Annotated in this window: 15 protein-coding genes; 8 read left to right on the top strand and 7 right to left on the bottom strand. The window is 63.5% G+C overall.

Annotated elements, in window-relative coordinates:
- Positions 1 to 63: 63 nt before the first annotated feature.
- From uvrB to AC1DZP_RS04570, 3 genes are all read right to left on the bottom strand, one after another.
- Positions 64 to 3,087 (bottom strand): excinuclease ABC subunit UvrB, encoded by a 3,024-nt coding sequence (uvrB, locus tag AC1DZP_RS04560; RefSeq protein ID WP_477300385.1) that lies wholly within the window; start codon positions 3,085 to 3,087, stop codon positions 64 to 66.
- 128 nt (positions 3,088 to 3,215) lie between these two features.
- A complete protein-coding gene (locus AC1DZP_RS04565; protein WP_477300387.1) occupies positions 3,216 to 4,862 on the bottom strand; it encodes a DUF2778 domain-containing protein in 1,647 nt (548 codons plus the stop codon).
- 213 nt (positions 4,863 to 5,075) lie between these two features.
- Positions 5,076 to 5,378 carry a hypothetical protein gene (locus AC1DZP_RS04570; RefSeq protein ID WP_477300389.1) on the bottom strand — a complete coding sequence of 101 codons (303 nt, stop codon included), beginning with the start codon at positions 5,376 to 5,378 and terminating at the stop codon, positions 5,076 to 5,078.
- On the opposite strand from AC1DZP_RS04570, the gene AC1DZP_RS04575 reads away from it, so the two are divergent.
- The 3 genes from AC1DZP_RS04575 to AC1DZP_RS04585 are packed head-to-tail and all read left to right on the top strand — an operon-like array spanning position 5,377 to position 9,927.
- Positions 5,377 to 6,246: a protein-L-isoaspartate O-methyltransferase family protein gene (locus tag AC1DZP_RS04575; protein ID WP_477300390.1), complete on the top strand. Its 870-nt coding sequence runs from the start codon at positions 5,377 to 5,379 to the stop codon at positions 6,244 to 6,246. The two genes, AC1DZP_RS04570 and AC1DZP_RS04575, sit on opposite strands and share 2 nt — an antisense overlap.
- Before the next feature lie 49 nt (positions 6,247 to 6,295).
- Positions 6,296 to 8,995: a spermidine synthase family protein gene (locus AC1DZP_RS04580; protein ID WP_477300392.1), complete on the top strand. Its 2,700-nt coding sequence runs from the start codon at positions 6,296 to 6,298 to the stop codon at positions 8,993 to 8,995.
- Positions 8,995 to 9,927: a hypothetical protein gene (locus AC1DZP_RS04585; protein ID WP_477300394.1), complete on the top strand. Its 933-nt coding sequence runs from the start codon at positions 8,995 to 8,997 to the stop codon at positions 9,925 to 9,927. Before AC1DZP_RS04580 ends, AC1DZP_RS04585 begins: the two co-directional genes overlap by 1 nt.
- Here AC1DZP_RS04585 and AC1DZP_RS04590 read toward each other — a convergent pair.
- Positions 9,924 to 11,180, bottom strand: coding sequence for a hypothetical protein (locus tag AC1DZP_RS04590; RefSeq protein ID WP_477300396.1), 1,257 nt, complete (start codon positions 11,178 to 11,180; stop codon positions 9,924 to 9,926). The two genes, AC1DZP_RS04585 and AC1DZP_RS04590, sit on opposite strands and share 4 nt — an antisense overlap.
- Before the next feature lie 141 nt (positions 11,181 to 11,321).
- On the opposite strand from AC1DZP_RS04590, the gene AC1DZP_RS04595 reads away from it, so the two are divergent.
- Both AC1DZP_RS04595 and AC1DZP_RS04600 read left to right on the top strand, forming a co-directional pair.
- Entirely contained in the window at positions 11,322 to 12,389 is a 1,068-nt protein-coding gene (locus AC1DZP_RS04595; RefSeq protein ID WP_477300398.1) for a CapA family protein, read from the top strand.
- A gap of 65 nt (positions 12,390 to 12,454) precedes the next feature.
- Positions 12,455 to 13,423 (top strand): hypothetical protein, encoded by a 969-nt coding sequence (locus AC1DZP_RS04600; protein ID WP_477300400.1) that lies wholly within the window; start codon positions 12,455 to 12,457, stop codon positions 13,421 to 13,423.
- A gap of 96 nt (positions 13,424 to 13,519) precedes the next feature.
- On the opposite strand, the gene AC1DZP_RS04605 is transcribed toward AC1DZP_RS04600, so the two are convergent.
- Positions 13,520 to 13,924 (bottom strand): YegJ family protein, encoded by a 405-nt coding sequence (locus tag AC1DZP_RS04605; protein ID WP_477300402.1) that lies wholly within the window; start codon positions 13,922 to 13,924, stop codon positions 13,520 to 13,522.
- 445 nt (positions 13,925 to 14,369) lie between these two features.
- Here AC1DZP_RS04605 and AC1DZP_RS04610 point away from each other — a divergent pair, with 445 nt between their 5' ends.
- The 3 genes from AC1DZP_RS04610 to AC1DZP_RS04620 all read left to right on the top strand — a co-directional run bounded on the left by AC1DZP_RS04610 (position 14,370) and on the right by AC1DZP_RS04620 (position 17,080).
- Complete coding sequence (locus AC1DZP_RS04610; protein ID WP_184874625.1) at positions 14,370 to 14,612, top strand: DUF1344 domain-containing protein; 243 nt, start codon at positions 14,370 to 14,372, stop codon at positions 14,610 to 14,612.
- A gap of 203 nt (positions 14,613 to 14,815) precedes the next feature.
- Positions 14,816 to 16,438: an FAD-binding oxidoreductase gene (locus tag AC1DZP_RS04615; RefSeq protein WP_477300404.1), complete on the top strand. Its 1,623-nt coding sequence runs from the start codon at positions 14,816 to 14,818 to the stop codon at positions 16,436 to 16,438.
- Positions 16,439 to 16,456: 18 nt separating this feature from the next.
- Entirely contained in the window at positions 16,457 to 17,080 is a 624-nt protein-coding gene (locus AC1DZP_RS04620) for a hypothetical protein (protein WP_477300406.1), read from the top strand.
- Positions 17,081 to 17,165: 85 nt separating this feature from the next.
- Here AC1DZP_RS04620 and AC1DZP_RS04625 read toward each other — a convergent pair whose 3' ends face one another.
- Positions 17,166 to 17,687 (bottom strand): hypothetical protein, encoded by a 522-nt coding sequence (locus AC1DZP_RS04625; protein ID WP_457153642.1) that lies wholly within the window; start codon positions 17,685 to 17,687, stop codon positions 17,166 to 17,168.
- Positions 17,688 to 17,853: 166 nt separating this feature from the next.
- Positions 17,854 to 18,852: an alpha/beta fold hydrolase gene (locus AC1DZP_RS04630; protein WP_477300407.1), complete on the bottom strand. Its 999-nt coding sequence runs from the start codon at positions 18,850 to 18,852 to the stop codon at positions 17,854 to 17,856.
- Positions 18,853 to 18,860: the final 8 nt, after the last annotated feature.

The following is an 18,860-nucleotide window of genomic DNA, read 5'->3' on the forward strand; positions in this document are numbered from 1 at the left end:
TAGGTGATGGCTTTGGAAGTCCGCAACTAGCCGAAATCTACCGTTCAAGCCGGCATGCAAGCCTTACCGTCCCGGCCTGCCCGTCTTGCCTGGCCGGCGCTTTTCGCGGCGGGCGTCGCCGGGATCCTCATAGGAGCCAATGCCGGCGCGCTCGCGCTTGACCGGTTTGTCGCCCTCGATGGGTGTCTCGGTCCGCCGCACCGTCATCTCATCCAGCGAGTTCTTCTTGAACAGCGGTTTGGTGGCGTCGCCGGGGATGCCGAAATCGGAACCGTGCGCCTCTTCGGCCGACTGCTTCTTGAACAGCGAACGGGACACCGCGCCTGCGGGCGTGGGCATGTCGGTGCCCGGTCCCATGGCGTCGAGCGACGGCTTGCGGAAGAGGTTGGGCCGGGCAGCCTTGGCCGCCTCTTCGGCGGCACGTGCTGCGTCGAGCTTGCGGAAACGCTCCTGTTCCTCCGTCGTACGATGTTTGGCCACGCCCTTGTTGTGCTTGCCCTTTTCGCGGCCCGAGGCGGGACTTTGGCCTTCCATCTCGCGCGCCAGCGGGTCTTCGGAGATCGACAGTTCCATCTCGCGCAGCCGCTTGATCTCGTCGCGGATGCGGGCTGCCTTCTCGAAATCGAGATTGGCGGCGGCGTCGCGCATCTGCTTGTCCATGGCGTCGAGATGGGCCTTCAGATTGTTGCCCATCATGGCGCCGGCGCTGTCGGTGAACTGCGAGATGTCGGCGCGGACATGGTCCTTCTCGTAGACCGAGTCCAGGATGTCCGAGATGCGCGACTTGACCGATTCCGGCGTGATGCCGTTGGCCGCGTTCCATTCCATCTGCTTTTCGCGGCGGCGGCCGGTTTCGGCCATCGCCCGTTCCATCGAGCCGGTGACCTGGTCGGCATAGAGGATGACCTTGCCGTCGACGTTTCTGGCGGCGCGGCCGATGGTCTGGATCAGCGAGGTTTCCGAACGCAGGAAACCTTCCTTGTCGGCATCGAGAATGGCGACGAAGCCGCATTCGGGAATGTCGAGGCCCTCGCGCAACAGGTTGATGCCGACCAGCACGTCGAAGGCGCCGAGCCGCAGGTCGCGCAGGATCTCGATGCGCTCCAGCGTGTCGATGTCGGAGTGCATGTAGCGCACGCGGATGCCTTGCTCGTGCAGATATTCGGTGAGGTCTTCGGCCATGCGCTTGGTCAGCACGGTCACCAGCGTGCGGTAGCCGGCCTTGGTGGTGTCGCGGATCTCGCCGACGACATCGTCGACCTGGGTCTTGGCCGGGCGCACTTCGACCGGCGGATCGATCAGCCCGGTCGGGCGGATGACCTGCTCGGCGAAGACGCCGCCGGCCTGTTCCATCTCCCAGCCACCCGGCGTTGCCGAGACGGCGACGGAGAGCGGGCGCATGGCATCCCACTCCTCGAAGCGCAGCGGCCGGTTGTCCATGCAGGACGGCAGGCGGAAGCCATACTCTGCCAGCGTCGCCTTGCGCCTGAAGTCGCCGCGATACATGCCGCCGATCTGCGGCACGGTGACGTGACTTTCGTCGATGAAGACCAGCGCATTGTCGGGAATGTACTCGAACAGCGTCGGCGGCGGATCGCCCGGCTGGCGGCCGGTGAGATAGCGCGAATAGTTCTCGATGCCGGCGCAGGAGCCGGTGGCTTCGAGCATCTCCAGATCGAAGCGGCAGCGCTGTTCCAGCCGTTGTGCTTCGAGCAGCCGGCCGGCGCGCTCAAGTTCCACCAGCCGGTGCTTGAGCTCTTCCTTGATCGACTTGATCGCCTGGTTGAGGGTCGGGCGCGGTGTCACATAGTGCGAGTTGGCGTAGATCTTGACGCTCTTCAACTCGCCGGTCTTCTGCCCGGTCAGCGGGTCGAACTCGGTGATCTGCTCGATCTCGTCGCCGAACATCGAGATGCGCCAGGCGCGATCCTCAAGGTGGGCCGGAAAGATCTCGATCGTGTCGCCGCGCACGCGGAACGAGCCACGCACGAAGTTGACGTCCTGGCGCTTATACTGCTGCGCGACGAGGTCGGCGAGCAGCGCGCGCTGGTCGAGCCGGTCGCCGATCTGCATCTGGAAGGTCATTGCCGTGTAGGTCTCGACCGAACCGATACCGTAGATGCAAGACACCGAGGCAACGATGATGACGTCGTCGCGCTCGAGCAGCGAGCGCGTCGCCGAATGGCGCATGCGGTCGATCTGCTCGTTGATCGAGGACTCCTTCTCGATGAAGGTGTCGGTGCGCGGAACGTAGGCCTCCGGCTGGTAATAGTCGTAGTAGGAGACGAAATACTCGACGGCGTTTTCGGGGAAGAATTTCTTGAACTCGGAATAGAGCTGTGCGGCCAGCGTCTTGTTCGGCGCCAGGATCAGGGCAGGGCGCTGCGTCTCCTCGATCACCTTGGCCATGGTGAAGGTTTTTCCGGAGCCGGTGACGCCGAGCAGCACCTGGGTGCGATCGCTGTTGTCGACGCCTTCGACAAGGTCCTTGATCRCCGTCGGCTGGTCGCCGGCAGGTTCGAAATCCGACACCATCTTGATGGCGATGCCGCCTTCGGATTTTTCCGGGCGGGCAGGGCGGTGCGGCGTCCACAACACGCCATCCTTGTGCAGGGGATTGCCGGATTCGATCAGCGCCGACAGCGCGGCCACCGTAGCGGTGACGCCGCTCGAGGTCATCGTCTCGGCTTCTTCCAGCGAAATGTCGAGGCCGGCGACCGGGTTGAGCCCAGCGGCCGTGCGCTCCCTGGCTGTCGCTGCACCGCCCATCGAGGTGCCGCGCGCGGTGCGGCCGGGCGACGACGAACGCTCGGGGATCTTTTTCGATGGCTTCGGCGATTTGCCGCCGTCGCTCCTGCTGCCGAGGCGCCCCTCTTTCTCGGCTTCCTGCTCGATCTGCTCGGCCCAATCGGCGATCGAACCAGCCAGCGGCGTGCCCGACAGTTCGGCCTGCGGCATCTCGGCGAAGCCGCCCTTGTGCAGCGGCTCCGAGGCGTCGAGGAAATCGGTCAGCGGGCTGCGCCGCTTCGGGGCGGCGCGGTCGTCACTCGCCGTCGGCGGCGTTTTTTTGTCGGGGGATTTGGCCATGTCCCGAATATGGGATTTCCCGGCCAAAATGGAAAGAGCGCGATGGGGAGAGGCGTATCGGACAACGCTGCTCCTGACAGTAGGCTGTCAGGAGCAGGGCAGAAAGTGCGGCCGAATGCTTCTTGGTATTACGCGCCCCTGGCGGCGGATGCGACCTGCGTCGGCGAAGACGACAGGCGCGGCACCACAACGAGGCGCTTGATTTTGCCCTTCTTGAAGGCGGCGAGGAAGCGCGCATAGTCCTTGAAGGCGACGCAACCGCTCGACTGGGCGTAGCGGCCCCGAAGCAGGTAGGTATGGGCCAGCAGGCCGTCGCGATTGTATTTGTTGCGGCCATCGACCGGTGTCAGGCGCAAAGCCTCCACACCATGAAAGCGCGACTCGCGCAGCGACAGATTGTAGGTGTTGGGCGGTGTCGGTCCGCGGTTCTTCTGATCGGCATAGCGCGGCTGGTCCGCCATGGCGCCGACGCCCGAATGCGCCTCGAGCCTCGAGCCGTCAGGCATGTAGACGGTCTTGGCGCTGATGTCGTAGACGGCGACGCCATTGCCGGGTCCACTGCTGGAGCCCGGCGAGTTGAACAGGTTCTTGAATGCCTGGCCAAGGCCGCCGGAAGGTGTGTCGGGCTTGGCATAGGCCAGCACGTCGCCCTCGCCCGGCCTGCCTTGCCGCGCCGGCCTGGAGGGCTGGGCCTGTTGAACCGTCTCACGGGCGGGCTTCTGCTGCTGGACGGGCTTCGACGGTTGCTGGATGGGCTTCGACTGTTGCTGGATGGGTTTCGTCGACTGCTGTACGACCTTGGGCTGCTGCGGCGCGTCGAATTGCGGGCGCCGGGTCGGCAACGGCACGTCGTCGGTCAGCGCATCCGGCAGCGAGGCGGCATCGCCAGGCTGTGCCTGCTGGGTTTCGACAGGCGAAACCGCGACATCGGCCGAGGACTCGGTCATAGGCAGCGGCGAGGCGAACGCCTCGTCGTCGACCTGCAGCGACTGGACGAGGGCAAGCGCCAACTGCGCGCTGTCTGGCGTCTGTGCGTCCGACTGGGCAAAGCCCATCGGCTGCGGCGCCGTCTGCACGACGACGGAGCCGGTATCCATCCGGGCGAAGCGTTCGGCCGCTGGAGCCGGCATGTCATCCGACAGGCTGGCCATGACCTTGACGGACGGGACCAGGGACGCTTCAGCAATTTGCGGCGCAACGGTGGAAATGACCGGGCGCGCGGATGCGTCGGCCGCGACGACAGGTTTTCCGGCGCCGGCAAAGGCAGCGGCGAGTTTGGCCGGCGACAGCGACGCCTCCATGCGCTCGAAACGCTCTTGCGATTTCGACTTTACAACCATCGGGGCTGGCTTTGCCTGCGCCACGAGGCGAGCTGATTTCTCAGCCTGAGGGTTTAACGCAGCCAGCTTGAAGCAACTCGCGCCGCATTGCACGGCATGATCATGCAGCGCCTGCGTGCCGCCATGGGCACTGGCCAGCACGAACGGCGCCGAAGATGTCAGAAAGCGCTGCTTCAACGGATCGGCAAGGGCAAGCGCCCCCGGCATCGAAAGCGTCTGCGGCAGGCCGCCTGATGTCGCCGACAGCGAGGCGCCGACGGAACTCAGGCCAGCCATGGTACCGACCAGCCACAGGCCAATGGCCGCGCTGACACCGGGCACCGCGACCCAGCGGACGATCCGTTCAGGGTTGAAGGAAGAGGACCGTGGCGCGTCGCAGGCGGTCTCACCGTCCCAACGCTCGTCCCCGCCAATTTTTTTACTCAAGAACGCCATGCACCAATCTTGCTCCAATCGGCTCCCACGTCCGCGGCTGTGATAGCCGCGACGACCATTCTGTGAGTGATCCCAGGTGGTCCCCGACGCGTTTGTCGCGCCTGTCGTTAGTTGCCGATTGCTTCAAAATATGGACAAAGTTGGTTAATCAATCCCTCTCAAAACCAAACGAACGACGTGGACTTTTTGCCTCAAAAGGCTTGTCCACGACCATCAACGCGGCATTGGAGCCCCTCCAATGCTGTTTTGCTGCCTGTTTTTGTCGCCCAAGTCAAGCAAAACAGCCTTTGCTAATTTACCAAAAAGGCCGTTCAGCGAGTCATGCGACAATGTCGCGCGCCATTGAGTGCTGCTGAACAGGCCGTCGGCACCGGCAAAACTGTTGCCCGCCTGCAACAAATTCATCGCCCGGACGGTTGCCCCTCGACGGCCATTGACTCGTTTTGGGAGGCAGTGCAATCGGATTGAAATGCTTGGGTTTGAGGTGGCAAAGGCCACTTTTGGAGGCTTTTCCATGAAGCGTCGGGACTTCTTGACGCTGTCGGCGGGGGCGGCGGCATTTTCCATTCTTCCGGGCGCCGCTAGGGCTGGCGTGCCGGTGCCGTATGATCGCAACGCCGAAGTGCCGGTGAACGACAAGAAGGCGTTCATCGAATGGATGGTGGCCAATCGCGGCGAGGACCCGAAGTTGTTGGCCGAGCGCTTCGATCGCTTCCAGATCATGGTCTACAACAAGGACGTGCTGGACGACCGCAACAAGCGCGCCTTCTTGTTGACGCCGCGCGAGGAGTTCGTCCTGCCGCAGAATCTGGCGCGTGCCTATGATCACGCCTTCCTCGACATCGGCTTTGGCGTGACCATTTCCGGCCCCCATCTGGTCGGACGCATGACGACGGCCATCGACGTCAAGCTCGGCGAATCCGTGCTCGAGATCGGCACCGGCTCCGGCTACCAGTCGGCCTATCTGGCCAACCTGACCGACAAGGTGCACACGATCGAGATCATCAATCCGCTGGCGCAGCGCACCCGCCGCACCTATGACGCGCTGATCGAGCGCGGCTACAGCGAGTTCGGCTCGGTCACCAGCCGCAACGCCGATGGCTACTACGGCTGGGAAAGTGTTGGGGCGTTCGACAAGATCATCGTCACCTGCGGCATCGACCACATTCCGCCATCGCTGTTGCAGCAGCTCAAGCCGAATGGCGTCATGGTCATACCGGTCGGTCCGCCAGGCGCCCAGCACGTGCTCAAGGTGATCAAAGAGCATCTCACCGACGGCACGTTCAACATCGTCCGCTCGGACATCTATAATGGCAAGGTGGTGCCTTTCGTGCCCTTCACCAAGATGGAAGGCGACCAGATCGTCGGCACGCACAACAGCTGAGCTGGCCGTTTGGTAAGGCCTTGCTGAACCGCCAGATAAAAAGGCCCGCATGGCAGCCGTCGCACCGATCTCCCGACCAAGCATCGCCTCGCTGGAGGCGCCTGGCCTCGCGCATTACCTCGCAATCGGGCTGATTGCCGGCGCCATCATCGCGCTGCAGATATCGGTCATGCGGGTGTTCGCCGTCGGCAGCTGGTCGCATTTCGGTTCGCTGGTGGTCAGCCTCGCCATGCTTGGCTTCTCGCTGTCCAGCGTCGTCATCTTCGCCGGCAAGGACTGGTTCGACCGGCACTGGCAAGGGGCCGCCACGGCGGCGCTGCTGCTGGTCGGCCCGCTTGCCGTCGCCTCCAACCTCGCTGCCCAGACGGTGCCTTTCAACGCCATCTTCCTGGTCTCCGATCCCGAGCAGAAATGGCGGCTGCTGGCCAATTTCCTGCTCTATCTCCTGCCGTTCCTGGCCGGCGCGTTCTTTCTCGGCATCGTCTTCCTGAAAAGCCGCACCGCCTTCAGTCGCGTCTATTTCGCCGACCTCACCGGCTCCGGGCTCGCCGGCCTCGTCGTGCTGGTGTCGATGTATCTGTTTTCCCCTGAAACCATCATCGTCGTGCCGCTGCTGTTGTGGGCCGCCGGTTCGCTGCTGTGGTTCTTCGCCTTCGGTGCCTGGAAGCGTGTTGTCGCCGGCGCGGTTGTCGCGGCGCTGTCGATCGCCGGCTACCTGATGCTGCCTGGCCTGCTCGGCATACCCGACATCGCGGTGTCGCTGTACAAGGGCGTCGCCTATGCCCGCAACTTTCCGGACGGAAAGCGCATCTACCGCAGCGTCTCGCCGTTTGGCGACCTGCAGGTCTATGCCAGTTCCTACATGCATTTCGCGCCGGGCCTGAGCGACAATGCCGCCTTCGGCATGCCGGAAGTTCCAGCCAACACCTATGTCGGCATGTATCGCGACGGCGACGGGCCGGAAGGCATCATGCGCAATCTGGCGCCGGCCGAGCAGGTCTATTTCCGCTATCTGCCGATGCACTACCCCTATGTCATCAAGGCGAAGCCCAGGACGTTCGTCGTGCAGTTCGGCGGCGGCATCTCCACCCAGGCCGCGCTCAATGCCGGATCGACCTCGGTGACCGTCGCCGAGAGCAATCCGATGACATTGCGGGCGTTCCGCGACCCGTTGCTGAAGGATGTCACAGGCGACATCCTGGCCGAGCCGCGCCTCAAGGTGATCGACTTTGACGGGCGTCTGTTTCTCGCCAACACCAGCGAGCGCTACGACGTCATCGATCTCAGCCTAGCCGACAGTGTCGGCCTGTCCAATCCGGGCGGCTTCGCCATCTCGGAGAAATACGCCTACACGCACGAGGCAATGCTGAGTTACATGCATGCGCTGGCCGACGGCGGCGTGCTGTCGGTGACCTTGTGGAACAAGGAAGAGCCGCCGAAATCGGTGCTGAAGCTCTATTCCACCATCGCCGAGGCGGCCCGGATGTTCGATCCGCAAGGTGCCGCCAACGATATCTTCGCCGTGTCGAGCTATCTCTCGACGACCACGGTGCTGTTCAAGCGCGGCGGTTTCAGCGCGGAGGAAATCAAGACGCTGCGCGACTACACCAAGTCGATGTCGTGGGAAGAGGTCTACTACCCCAGCATGCCTTATGACGGCTCGACGGCGCAGAAAATCCTCGACGACTATCGCGCCTCGATCTTTGGCAGCGGACAGGATGCGACGCTGACCCAACCCGCCGCCGATGCGACGGCGCCGGCCGACCCGACCGCTCCCAAAGCAGCCTGCGACCCGACCGCGCCGGATCCGACCCTCGATGCCTGCGCCGATGCTGGCGGCGATGCCGGCCCCGACGTGCTGCCGGCCACCGCGCTGCAGCGCATGACCTGGCACGCCCTTTTGACGGGTGGTTGGGCGAAGCTTGCCAGCGACTATGTGTTCGACGTGCGTCCGCTGAGCAACGACCAGCCCTACTTCGCCGCTTACGTGAAGGTCGCCGACCTGCCGCTGACACTGGACAGGCTCGACCTGTTCCAGGACGACTGGGGCTATCTGCTGATCTGGGCGACGCTCGGCATCGCCTGCATCACGGCGGCGTCGCTGGTGCTGTTGCCGGTCATCTTCGGCTGGCGGATCGTGTTCTCGCGCTCGCGTGGCAAGCTAGGCACCATCCTTTACTTCGCTTGCCTCGGCCTCGGCTACATCATGGTCGAGGTCGGGCTGATCAGCCGCTTCACCGTGGCGCTCGCCAATCCGACCGTGTCGGCCTCGGTGCTGATCTCATCGATGCTGGTGTTTTCCGGTCTCGGCAGCCTGTTTGCCGAGCGCATCTTCAACCGTGCCCGGACACTGTTGCCTGTCCTGCTGCTGGCGATCTGCGTGCTGCTGCTAGCCTACGGCTTCTATCTGTCGACCGTGCTCGACTGGATCGGCGCCTATCCTTATGCCGTCCGGCTGCTGCTCTGCTTCCTTCTGGTGTCGCCGCCGGCCTTCCTGATGGGCATGCCGATGGCAACCGCCATGACCTGGCTGGCGCGGCTCGGCAAGGAGCATCTGTTCGTCTGGGCTTGGGGCATCAACGGCTGCTTTTCGGTGATTGGCTCGGCTGCCGTGCCGATCGTCGCCACAAGCTTCGGCCTCAGCGCGGTGCTGCAATGGGCGGCGATCGCCTATCTCGTCGCCATCCCGGCCTTCTTTGCCGTGCTGTTGCCGTCGAAGGCGCCAGCCATCCGGCTGGTGACGGCCTGATGCCCGACCGGCGCACCATCGTCGCCGGACTGCTGGCCGCGGCGGCGTTTCCAGCGTCGGGCGAGGGCGCGCGCTTGCGCAGGGCCATGTCGGCCATCGTGCCGTTCAAGACATCACCCTTTCCCTACGGGGGAAAGCTGCCCGATGGCTCCGGGCCTTTTCTCGACGTCACGGCCAACGGCCGGCGCGGCCACACCTCGCCGCGTGGCGGTGTCTATTGGGAAGACGAGACCTATTCCGACCGCAGCACGCTGCTGGCGGCGCCACGAGGGTTCGATCCGGCCCGGCCAGCGGTCATCGTGGTGTTCTTCCATGGCAATGGCGCCACCTTGCAGCGCGATGTCGTCGGCCGCCAGCGGGTTGTCGCGCAGGTCGAAGCGTCCGGCCTCAACGCCGTGCTGGTGGCGCCGCAGTTCGCCAGCAACGCGCAGGACTCGAGCGCCGGCAATTTCTGGACGCCCGGTCACTTTGCGATGTTCATGGCCGAGGCAGCGCAAGGCCTGGGCAAGTTGACCGGCGCCAAGGCGGCTAAATTCGACGCCATGCCGGCGGTGCTCGTCGCCTATAGCGGCGGCTACAATCCCGCCGCCTTCGTGCTAGGGAATGGCGACATAGACGGTCGCCTGCTCGGCGTCATCCTGCTCGACGCCGTGTTCGACGAGGCCGACATTTTCGCCAACTGGGCCGCGCGCCACAGGAAGAGCTTCTTCGTCAGCGCCTATGGAAAATCTTCCGCCTCCGGCAATGTGCAAATCAGACAGTTGCTGGCGGGCCAGGGCATCGACGCCAGTTCGGATCCGCCGCGCCGCCTCGAAGCCGGTACCGTCGCCTTGCTTGCCTCGGACGCCGCCCACGACAGTTTCGTCACCCGCGCCTTCGTCGCCAATCCATTGCAATGGTTGCTCGGCCGGCTGCACGGATTTGCGCGTTAGTTGAACCACAGCGCAAATGTCAAAAATCCGCTGCCGCCGAATTGGCGCTGGATCTGGTTGAATTCGTCGCTGGTCAGGATCTTGCCGCTTTCGAGATAGGGCGCGATGGCCGGGCCGGTGATCGACAGCACCAGGTCGAAGGGTTTTGGCTCGTCGAAGAAGCGCTTCATGTTGATGCCCTTGCCGGTGATGCGGAAATGCGGCAGCAGCAAGCGGCCTTCCAGGAGATCCTCGGCCATGGTCAAGGTGGCGAGCCAGGCCTCGACCTGTTCCTCGCCGACTTCAAGGCCAGTGAGCGGGTTCTCGCCCTTCTGTTGCGGTCCCGGCAGCCATTCGCGGTCGTTGTCGGTCTCGGCGCGGATCGCCTTCCAGTCCTCGCGCGACAGCCGGATCATTTCGAGCAGGTGGCGACGCGCCGCTTGCCGGCGCTCGGGTTCGACAATCGGCCAGTTGACCAGATGCACCAGCGAGATGAAATCGGCGATGCGCCATTCCGACGTGAAGATGCTGCTGCCCATGTCGCTGCTCGGCGGCACGAGAATGTCCTGCAACGGCAGTCTGGCGCGCGGGAACAGCATGTGGAAGGATCCGTCGAAGGTGCTCCTGAAATCATGCGCCAGCCAGAAATCGGCCTGCGCCATCAGGAATTCGGCATAGCCCTGCAGCCAATAGCCGTCGGCGCGGTCGAAGCGGAAGGTGAGCGCGGGTGCTGCTCCGTCCGGCGCGCTGCCGGCGCGCGACAGCGAGGCCATGATGGCGGCCATGCTCTCATCCGGCTTGATCGCGCCGTCCTCGTTGAGGTCGATGCCGACATGGGTGAGGTCGAGCACCATGCCAATATCGGCATCGGCCGGGACCGAGCCGAGCGTGGCGGCGGATTTCTCCAGCTGGTCGCGGAAGCCGACCAGGATGGCGCGGAACTGCTCATAGGTCAGCGGCTCTGGGTTGGGATTGTCCGGCACAGGTAGCCGCATCAATGGCAGCATGAAGGATTGCGGGCTTTCGAAACCATGGCGGTGCAGGCCGCTGGCCAGCAGCTCCAGCGCGGTGAAGAACTCGCCGGCGCCGGCCGCGTAGGCTGACGCCGGATCTTTTGGTGCGGCGGCCTCCAGCGTCGACAGGGCGGTGTCGCGCGCGGCCACGGTCCTGGCCTCGAACAAGGCGGTTGCCGCCTCGGGCATTGCGGCGCGCGCGGAAGACAACGGCACCAGCAGAATGAAAGCGGATGCCAGCAGGCTTGCTATTCGTGTCATCTTTTCCCCCATGCGTTTGTCGCGTCTGCGAACATACACGCATTTGCGGTGCCGCGCCTCTCAGCGCCGAGGCGCAGATCCACGATTGTCGACGGATGCGCTTCAACCCTCGAGCCCGACGGTCTACACAGGGGCAAACGATTGGGCTTGGGCGTGTYGAACTATCCGCTTTCCTACAAACTGTCGTGGCTTCCGCGCTTTCTGAAGCCCTCGCTCGGCGGTGATGCCAATGGTTTCGCGCCGATGGCCGCGACGATGATGACACCGCCGCCGAGGCGGACGGTGCGGCTCGCCTTTATCGGCGACATCTCGGCGGTGGCCAACCGCGGCGCGCCGGACTGCGATCCGGCGATCAAGGCGTTGCTCAGCGCTGCCGACCTGGTGATCGGCAATTGCGAAAGCCCGATCGTCGACGGACCAAATGCGGTGCTGGGGACCAAACTCGGCACGCATCATGCAATGAGCGAACGCTTTCTGGTCGAGGCGTTGGCGGCCGTTGGCATCGCACACGAAAAGCTCGTGCTGTCGCTGGCCAACAATCATGTGCTCGACCAGGGCGTCGCCGGTTTCGATGCGACGGTGGCCGCACTGAAACGGCTCGGCATCCGCAGCATCGGCCTGGCCGCCAATGGTGCGTTAGTGCCTGTCACCGTCGGCCCGCTGACATTCGGCTTCGCGGCCTTCACGCTGTGGCGCAACGCCGATGAAGACCTGTTTGCCGGCCGCGTGTCGATGGAAAGCGATTCACCGCACTGGCCGCGCGAAGCCGTCGATCTCCTCTGCGCGGTGCCGCACTGGGATTGGGAGTTCCGGCATTTTCCGCGCGCCGAGACGCAGGCGCTGGCCAGGCGGCTAGCCGGGCAGGGCGTCGGGCTGATCGCCGGCCATCATGCCCATGTCATACAACCGGTGGAGCGGATCGACCAGACGCTCGTCGCCTATGGGCTCGGGGATTTCCTCGGCACTGCCCTTGTCCGCCAGCCATGGCCGGGGCGCATTGGAGGAATATTCATCGTCGATGTCAGTGCCGATGCGGGCACGCGCGGCGCCATTGCGTCGTACCATCTGCATCCCTTTGTGCGGCTGCGCGCCGGTGATCATGAGCGGCTGCTGCCGGTGGAAGGGTTGAAGGGGCGAATGCTCGGCAAGGTCAAAGGCCGGCTGGAGGCTATTTTCCCTTCCACAAGCGAGGAAGGGGTCACCGCTTAACCGTCTGGCGGCCCCGGCAAAACCGACTATCATGCGCCGGCAGCGGCAGGCTTGCGGGGGTGGCGATGGAAACGGCGGATTTCATGCCGAGCGAGGCGGTCACGGCCGGCATCCGGAAAGACATTGAGACCTATGAGGCGGCGAAGGCTTCGGCGGTCCGGCAGGTGTGCTGGCGGGTGCCGCTGTTCGTCGGCCTGGTGCTGGTGTTCGTGGTGCTGATCGCCTGGTTGTTCAACAAGGTCGCCGACCCCAATGAGCAATGGTTCTCGACGCCGCATGTGTTTCTCTACGTCATCGGCTTCGCGGCTTCGATCCTTCTCTATTTCCAGGCCATGAAACCGGCGACGCGGCTGCAGCAATCGTTCCGCGAGACGGTGCTGCCGATCATCTTCGGCTTCATCGCGGATATGCGTTACCAGCATGGAGGCAGGCCGAACTCCTTCGACCGGCTGCCGCGCGAGGCGGTTGGGCCTTTCAACCGGCAGTCGTTCGACGATGTCGTTTCCGGCCGCTACGAAGAGTTTCCGTTCGAGCTTTACGAAGCAGAACTGCGGGAAGGGTCGGGCAAGGGTTCATCGACAGCCTTCAAGGGTGTCGTCGTTGCTTTCGAAGCGATCGAGCCGTTCCCAGGAATATTGGTGGCGACGCGGCGGACCAATGCCGTCGTCGGCTTCTTCCGCGGTATGTTCGCCAGCAAGATGCAGGACTTGTCGTCCGGTGTGCCCGAGCTCGACGCCGCCTATGAATTCCGCACCGACAACATCGAGGCTGCGCGGCCGCTGGTGACCGGCCGGCTGGCGCAGGCGCTGAAATGGCTGGGCGAAACCTGGCCGGACGATCCGGCCCGCGTCGCGCTCAACGGCAGCGACGGTTTCCTGTTGCTGCCGCAGACGAAGAATTTCTTCGAGCTGCCGGCTATCTCGGTGCCGCTCGACTATTCCAGGCATGTCGCGCCGATGATCGCGGACATGGGCGCCATGCTGGCGACCGCAGCGCTGGTGCGCAAGATCGGCGCTAAGGACGAGATCGGCTGATCGCCGTCAGCAGTCGAAGCCGTACTTGTCGCGCATGTAATCCGCATCTTCTTTCGACATTTTCTTGAACATCACACAGACAGTGAAGCTGCCGAACTAACGCCCGCCGCGCGTGTATCCCCAGTCGGAAATATCGTCCCTGGTGAATTCTATGTTCTGGCCGAGGACGACGGTGTGCACCCCTTCCGGCTGGTTCGCCAATATACCGACAAAACCGGTCTCGGTGCGGCGGAACGGTATGACCCAGAAGTGTTCGGTGACATTCCCGTCCCGCACCTTGACCTTCAGTTTGAACCTGTCTGTCCCAGGGGGAGGAGCCTCGGACAAGGCGAGGAATTCATCCAGTCTGGCGCGCGCCTTCGCGATAGCCAGAGCCATATCGGGATCGTCGGGGGTAAAGATGACCGTCTTGTCATCGTCCGGATCTATGCCTTGTGCGCCGGCCAATCCCGGAGCAAACGCCAGCAACAGGGATATCACGGTCCGGACTGCAAGCTTCATGGAATGCCCCCTTCATCGCAGCGGTCGACATCATCCTGCATCCGTTCCCGGTTTGCAACCAGAACGCGAGTTTCATCCGTTTTTTGGGTCGGTTTCAACTGATCCATGAAACAAAAATTGTACCGATGATCGGCCAGCAGTCTGTTTCGTGATGCCGCCCGAGGTGGATTGCGGCGGCTGCGTGGTGATCGAAAGCCGCTCGCCACAATCGGCCAAGTGACTCTTTTCGTGGAAGGAAGTGCACTTGCTTGAGGGAACCGAAGCGGCCGGCAGTTGCATCGACGGCAGGCAATGTGTCGGAATTAAGCCTATGATATTGTTTGCGAAAATTCACTCAACGTGATTTGCGGAGGAGGAGCTTTCCGTTTCAGTTTCAGGCCGTTCGGTGCTGTCGTTGCTTAAGACGGCGGCCCCGGAAAACCGAAACAGTACGGAGTGCTTACCGATGAAGAAGACCCTCGCAACCACCGCCGCCCTGCTCGCCTTCCTCGGCACGGCCTATGCCGCGACCGTTCAGGGCACCATCCAGTCGGTCGATCCGACGACCAAGTCGATCACCCTCGACGATGGCAAGATCTACCAGTTGTCGCCGGAAGCGACGGTCGGCAAACTGAAGGTCGGCGCCAAGGTGGCGGTGACGGTCGATGACAAGACCGGCATGGTGACGTCGATCAAGAAGTCTTCGTAAGCCCAATCTTTGATGGATAGGGCGCTGTCCCTCATCGCCAGGCAGGCGGATGAGGGGCAGCGCAACTCTTCGAGATCACCTTTGTGACGCCTGAACCTCATCATTGGCCGCCTTGATCCCGTAACAACGCCTCGGCTCCGCCATGCACTGCTATGGTTTTTGCCAAAGAGCCGCGTTATCCCTTGGCCAACGGGGGGATATCCATGGCCGAGGAACAAAAAGGGTTTCGCCTGTCGCGGCGATTGCTGCTGGGTGCGGCCGTATTCGGCGGCGCGGTGCTGTGGGGCGGCACCACTGTGGCGCGGCTGGCGCGAGGGCCTTCGGGACCGAAGAACGCCGGGCGCATCGCCGAAGTCGATGGCATCGCGCTGCCGCTGAAGCCGATTGCCAGCCCGCCGGCCTTCGATCCTTCGCTGCCCTGGTCGGCAAAAGGCGGCGACATCAACGACGCCAGCGGCCTGTCGAAGACGCCGGTCTATGGCGTGGTCGAGGTCAGCGAGGAAGACCACATCGCCAAGGCGCTGGCCTTCGCGCGCGCCAACGGGCTGAAAATCTCGCTGGCCGCCATCCGCCACTCGATGGGCGGGCATGCCTTCGACGACAACGCGCTGGTGCTCGACCTCAGAAAGTTCAACAAGGTCACCGTCGATGCCGCGGCGAAGACCATGACCCTGCAGCCGGGCGCGCGCTGGCACGATATCCAGAACCTCCTGCATCCGCGCTTCGCGGTGAAGGCGATGCAGTCGACCGACATCTTCTCGGTCGGCGGCTCGCTGTCGGTCAACGCGCATGGCATGGACCATCAGGCGGGTTCAGTTGCCGGCTCGATCCGCTCGATGCGGGTGATGCTGGCCGATGGTTCGGTGACGACCTGCTCGCCAACCGAGAACATCGAGCTGTTCCGCCACGTCGTCGGCGGCTACGGCCTGTTCGGCGTGGTGCTGGAGGCGACGCTCGATATCGTCGACAACACAGTCTACCGCACCTCACGCGAGATCATCAAATCGGACGATTTCCCTAAATTCTTCGCCGACGTGCTGGAGCCGAACAAGGAGATCGGCCTGTTCTACGGCCATCTGTCGACGGCGCCGGGCAATTTCCTCGAGGATATGATCGTCTATCGCTACGACAAGGTGGCCGACCAGCCGCCGGCCGACCAGCCTGAGATCGGCGAGCCGGATTCGGTGGGGCTGAAGCGGGTGCTCATCAATCTGGCGAAATGGGGCAGCCTGTTCCAGGAGTTGAAGTGGTTCACCGAAAAGACGCTGGAACCGAAATTCGAAAGCTGCACGGTGGCGCGCACTTCAGCCATGGCCGAGGGCGAGGCCTGTCTCGTCACCCGCAACAACCCGATGCACGATTCGGTGCCCTATTTGTTCAACGACCTGATGGATGAGACCGACATCCTGCACGAATACTTTATTCCGCGCGCCGCCTATATCGAGTTCATCGCCGAAGCGCGCGAAATCCTGCGCAACCAGCCGCTGCCGGTGCTCAACGCTTCGGTGCGTATTGTCCACAAGGAGGATGTTGCGCTGACCTACGCGCCGGAGCCGGCCTATTCGCTGGTGCTCTACATCAACCAGCCGACCGATGCCGACGGCAATGCGAAAATGCGGGCGCTGACGCGGGCGCTGATCGACGTGACGATCAAGCATGGCGGTCGGTTCTTCCTGCCCTATCAGCTGCATTACACCGCCAGGGAATTGCTGGCCTCCTATCCCGAATTGCCGGCCTTCCTGGCGGCGAAGCGGCAATATGACCCCACGGAACTGTTTTCCTCGACCTTCTACCGTGCCATCAAGGCGCTGAGCGGGGTGGTATAGACTTCAGGAGAACAACCAATGCGGATGGTATCAGCGGCGGCACTCACCCTCATCGCGCTGTGCGCTGGACCGGCCGGAGCCGAGGATCTCAAGGCTTTCAAGCTGACGATCGACGGCGTGACGGTCGATATCGATCCCGGCGAGCGCACAAACGTGACGCTGCCCGGCGGCAAACAGAGCAAGGTGACGCTCGAGCGCAACGACTTCGCCACCTTTTCCGGCGGCAGTTTCTCCTTCGTCCATCCGAGCGACATCTCGGTGACCAAGACCGATCTCGGCGAGAACATCACGCAGTATCTGATGGCGTCGGCGCTGGGCACAATCGTCGTCGTGCAGAAATACGACAAGATGAATCCGGTGTCGCTCAACCAACTGATGCTGCAGGAGATGACCAAGGAATCGGTGCAGGCTGGTGCGAAGCTGACGCAGGAGCCGACAACGCGCAAGCTCGCCGACGGCAAGGAACTGACCGGCATTCTCGCCAAGATGAAGACACGCACCGACACCGCCGATTTCGAGATCGTCGGCTTCGGACTTGCCGATCAGGGGTTGTTGTTCATCACCCGCGTCGCCGGCGAGGATGCGGCCACCGAAAAGCCGCTGATCGACAAGTTCTGGCAGAGCCTGAAGGTCAAGCTGTAGGGGCGTTGTTTCGGCGCGATCCCCTGAGGTAAAGCGCCATGCGCTCTTCCCGGGAAAACCGCTTCACACTAGCCCTGGAGTTGCTCTACAGGCCCTTCGGCACCAGTCCGGCCAGCCAGTTGGCCGACCGCTTCGCCGCATCGGCGGTCGCCGACACGGCGCGGCCAAGATCGGTCTTGACCACGGCGTAGCCGTTCTTCGTGCGATAGAGCACGCCGGTTCCGCCATCGACCACTTGTTCATAGGCGACGGGCCGGGCGGCCTCCGCTTCCACGGCCGTCGTCGGCGCGCCGACAGGAACGCTCGGTCGGCGGCTCAATTCCGGCGGCAGCGGGCTTTCGGTTTCAACGACCCTGCTGGCAGGCGTCAGGTCCGGGCGCGACGCGGTCGCGGCCAGTTGCGAGGAGGACGACGAGCCTTTCGCGCGGCAGATGCCGGAGATGAGCGGATAGTTGAAATTGCGCTCGTGCAGCATCTGGCTCTTCATCGCCGCTTCGCATTCGGCGATCGTCGACCACTTGGCCGGCGTCTCGCCGATATATTCGCAAAGCTTGGCGTCGCAGTCGCAGCCGACAATGGTCATGGCGACAAGGGCGGTCTTGATCACGGTCTTGTCCCTTCGAGATGCCCCCGGCAGCCCATTTCGGTGCATGTCGCGGTCCCAAACCCGGTTTCCGCTTTTTTGGGCGAGGTGCAACAATCCATCGCGCGTGAACAAGGCGGGATTTGGCCTCGATTGTGGAATGAGCGTGGCGGAGCGCCGAACGGTCGATCTATCGAGCGGCCGGCGCGATTCGTTTGAGGAAATTCGCGATCAGCCGCACCACATCGTGCGGACGTTCGACCTGCGGGATGTGGTTGACGCCATCGAGAACCGCCAGTTCGGCGTGCGGAAACAACGCGGCAATCTCTTCACCCTGTGCCAGGGGCGTGGTCGTATCGTCTCGCCCCCAGACGACGAGGACGGGCGGCGTGAAGGTGCGATAGTTCGCGGGGTTGGCGGCAAGGGATTTTCGTTCGTCGTTGAACAGGCCGCTGAACAGCCAATGGCCGACCGCATCGGTGGTGCCTTCGACATTGAGAGGCCGCGCGTAGATCGCGATGCGTTCAGCCGTGACCACGTCGTCGTTCTCGATGAAGGAGCGCAGACCCGGTCCGACCATGAGCGGATTGGTGAAGGTCGAGGCAGTGAGCAGTTCGCGAGGCCATCGCAGGTTCAGGAGAGCGGCAAATGGCATTGTCGGCGCCTCGGTCCGGCCGAGGCCAAGTGCGACGTCGAGCAGGATCAGAGCGTCGATGCGATCCGGAGCCTCGAAGGCGGCTTCGATCACGCCACCGCCGCCATAGGAATGGACACCGACGCTGAAATGGCGCAGGCCGAGCGCGTCGGCGAAACCGAGGACGCGTTTTGCGTGGGCAGCACGGGAATAGTCCTGGTCGGCCGGTCTTTGCGAATAGCCAAAGGGAGGCATGTCGGGCGCTATGACGCGAAAGCCCTGTTCTCCCAATGGCGCGGCGATATCGCGGTAGGTCTCGGCCCAGGAGGCCGTGCCGTGGAACAGAAGCAGCGGCGGCCCGTCCTGCGGTCCCCAGACCTGGTAGTGGATCTTCAGGCCATCGACGGTGGCAAACAGCGCTCCCGCCGGAGCTGCCTCCTCGGGTGACAGGTTCTCTCGCAGCGCCGCCGCGCCGCGAAAGCCGACAAGCACGACCACAATGAGCGCGACCAGCGTGAGCGCAAGCCAGCCGACGATGCGGATCAGTCTGCGCATTGCCTGGC

It is taken from the genome of Mesorhizobium sp. P2_F8 (genome assembly GCF_056403655.1).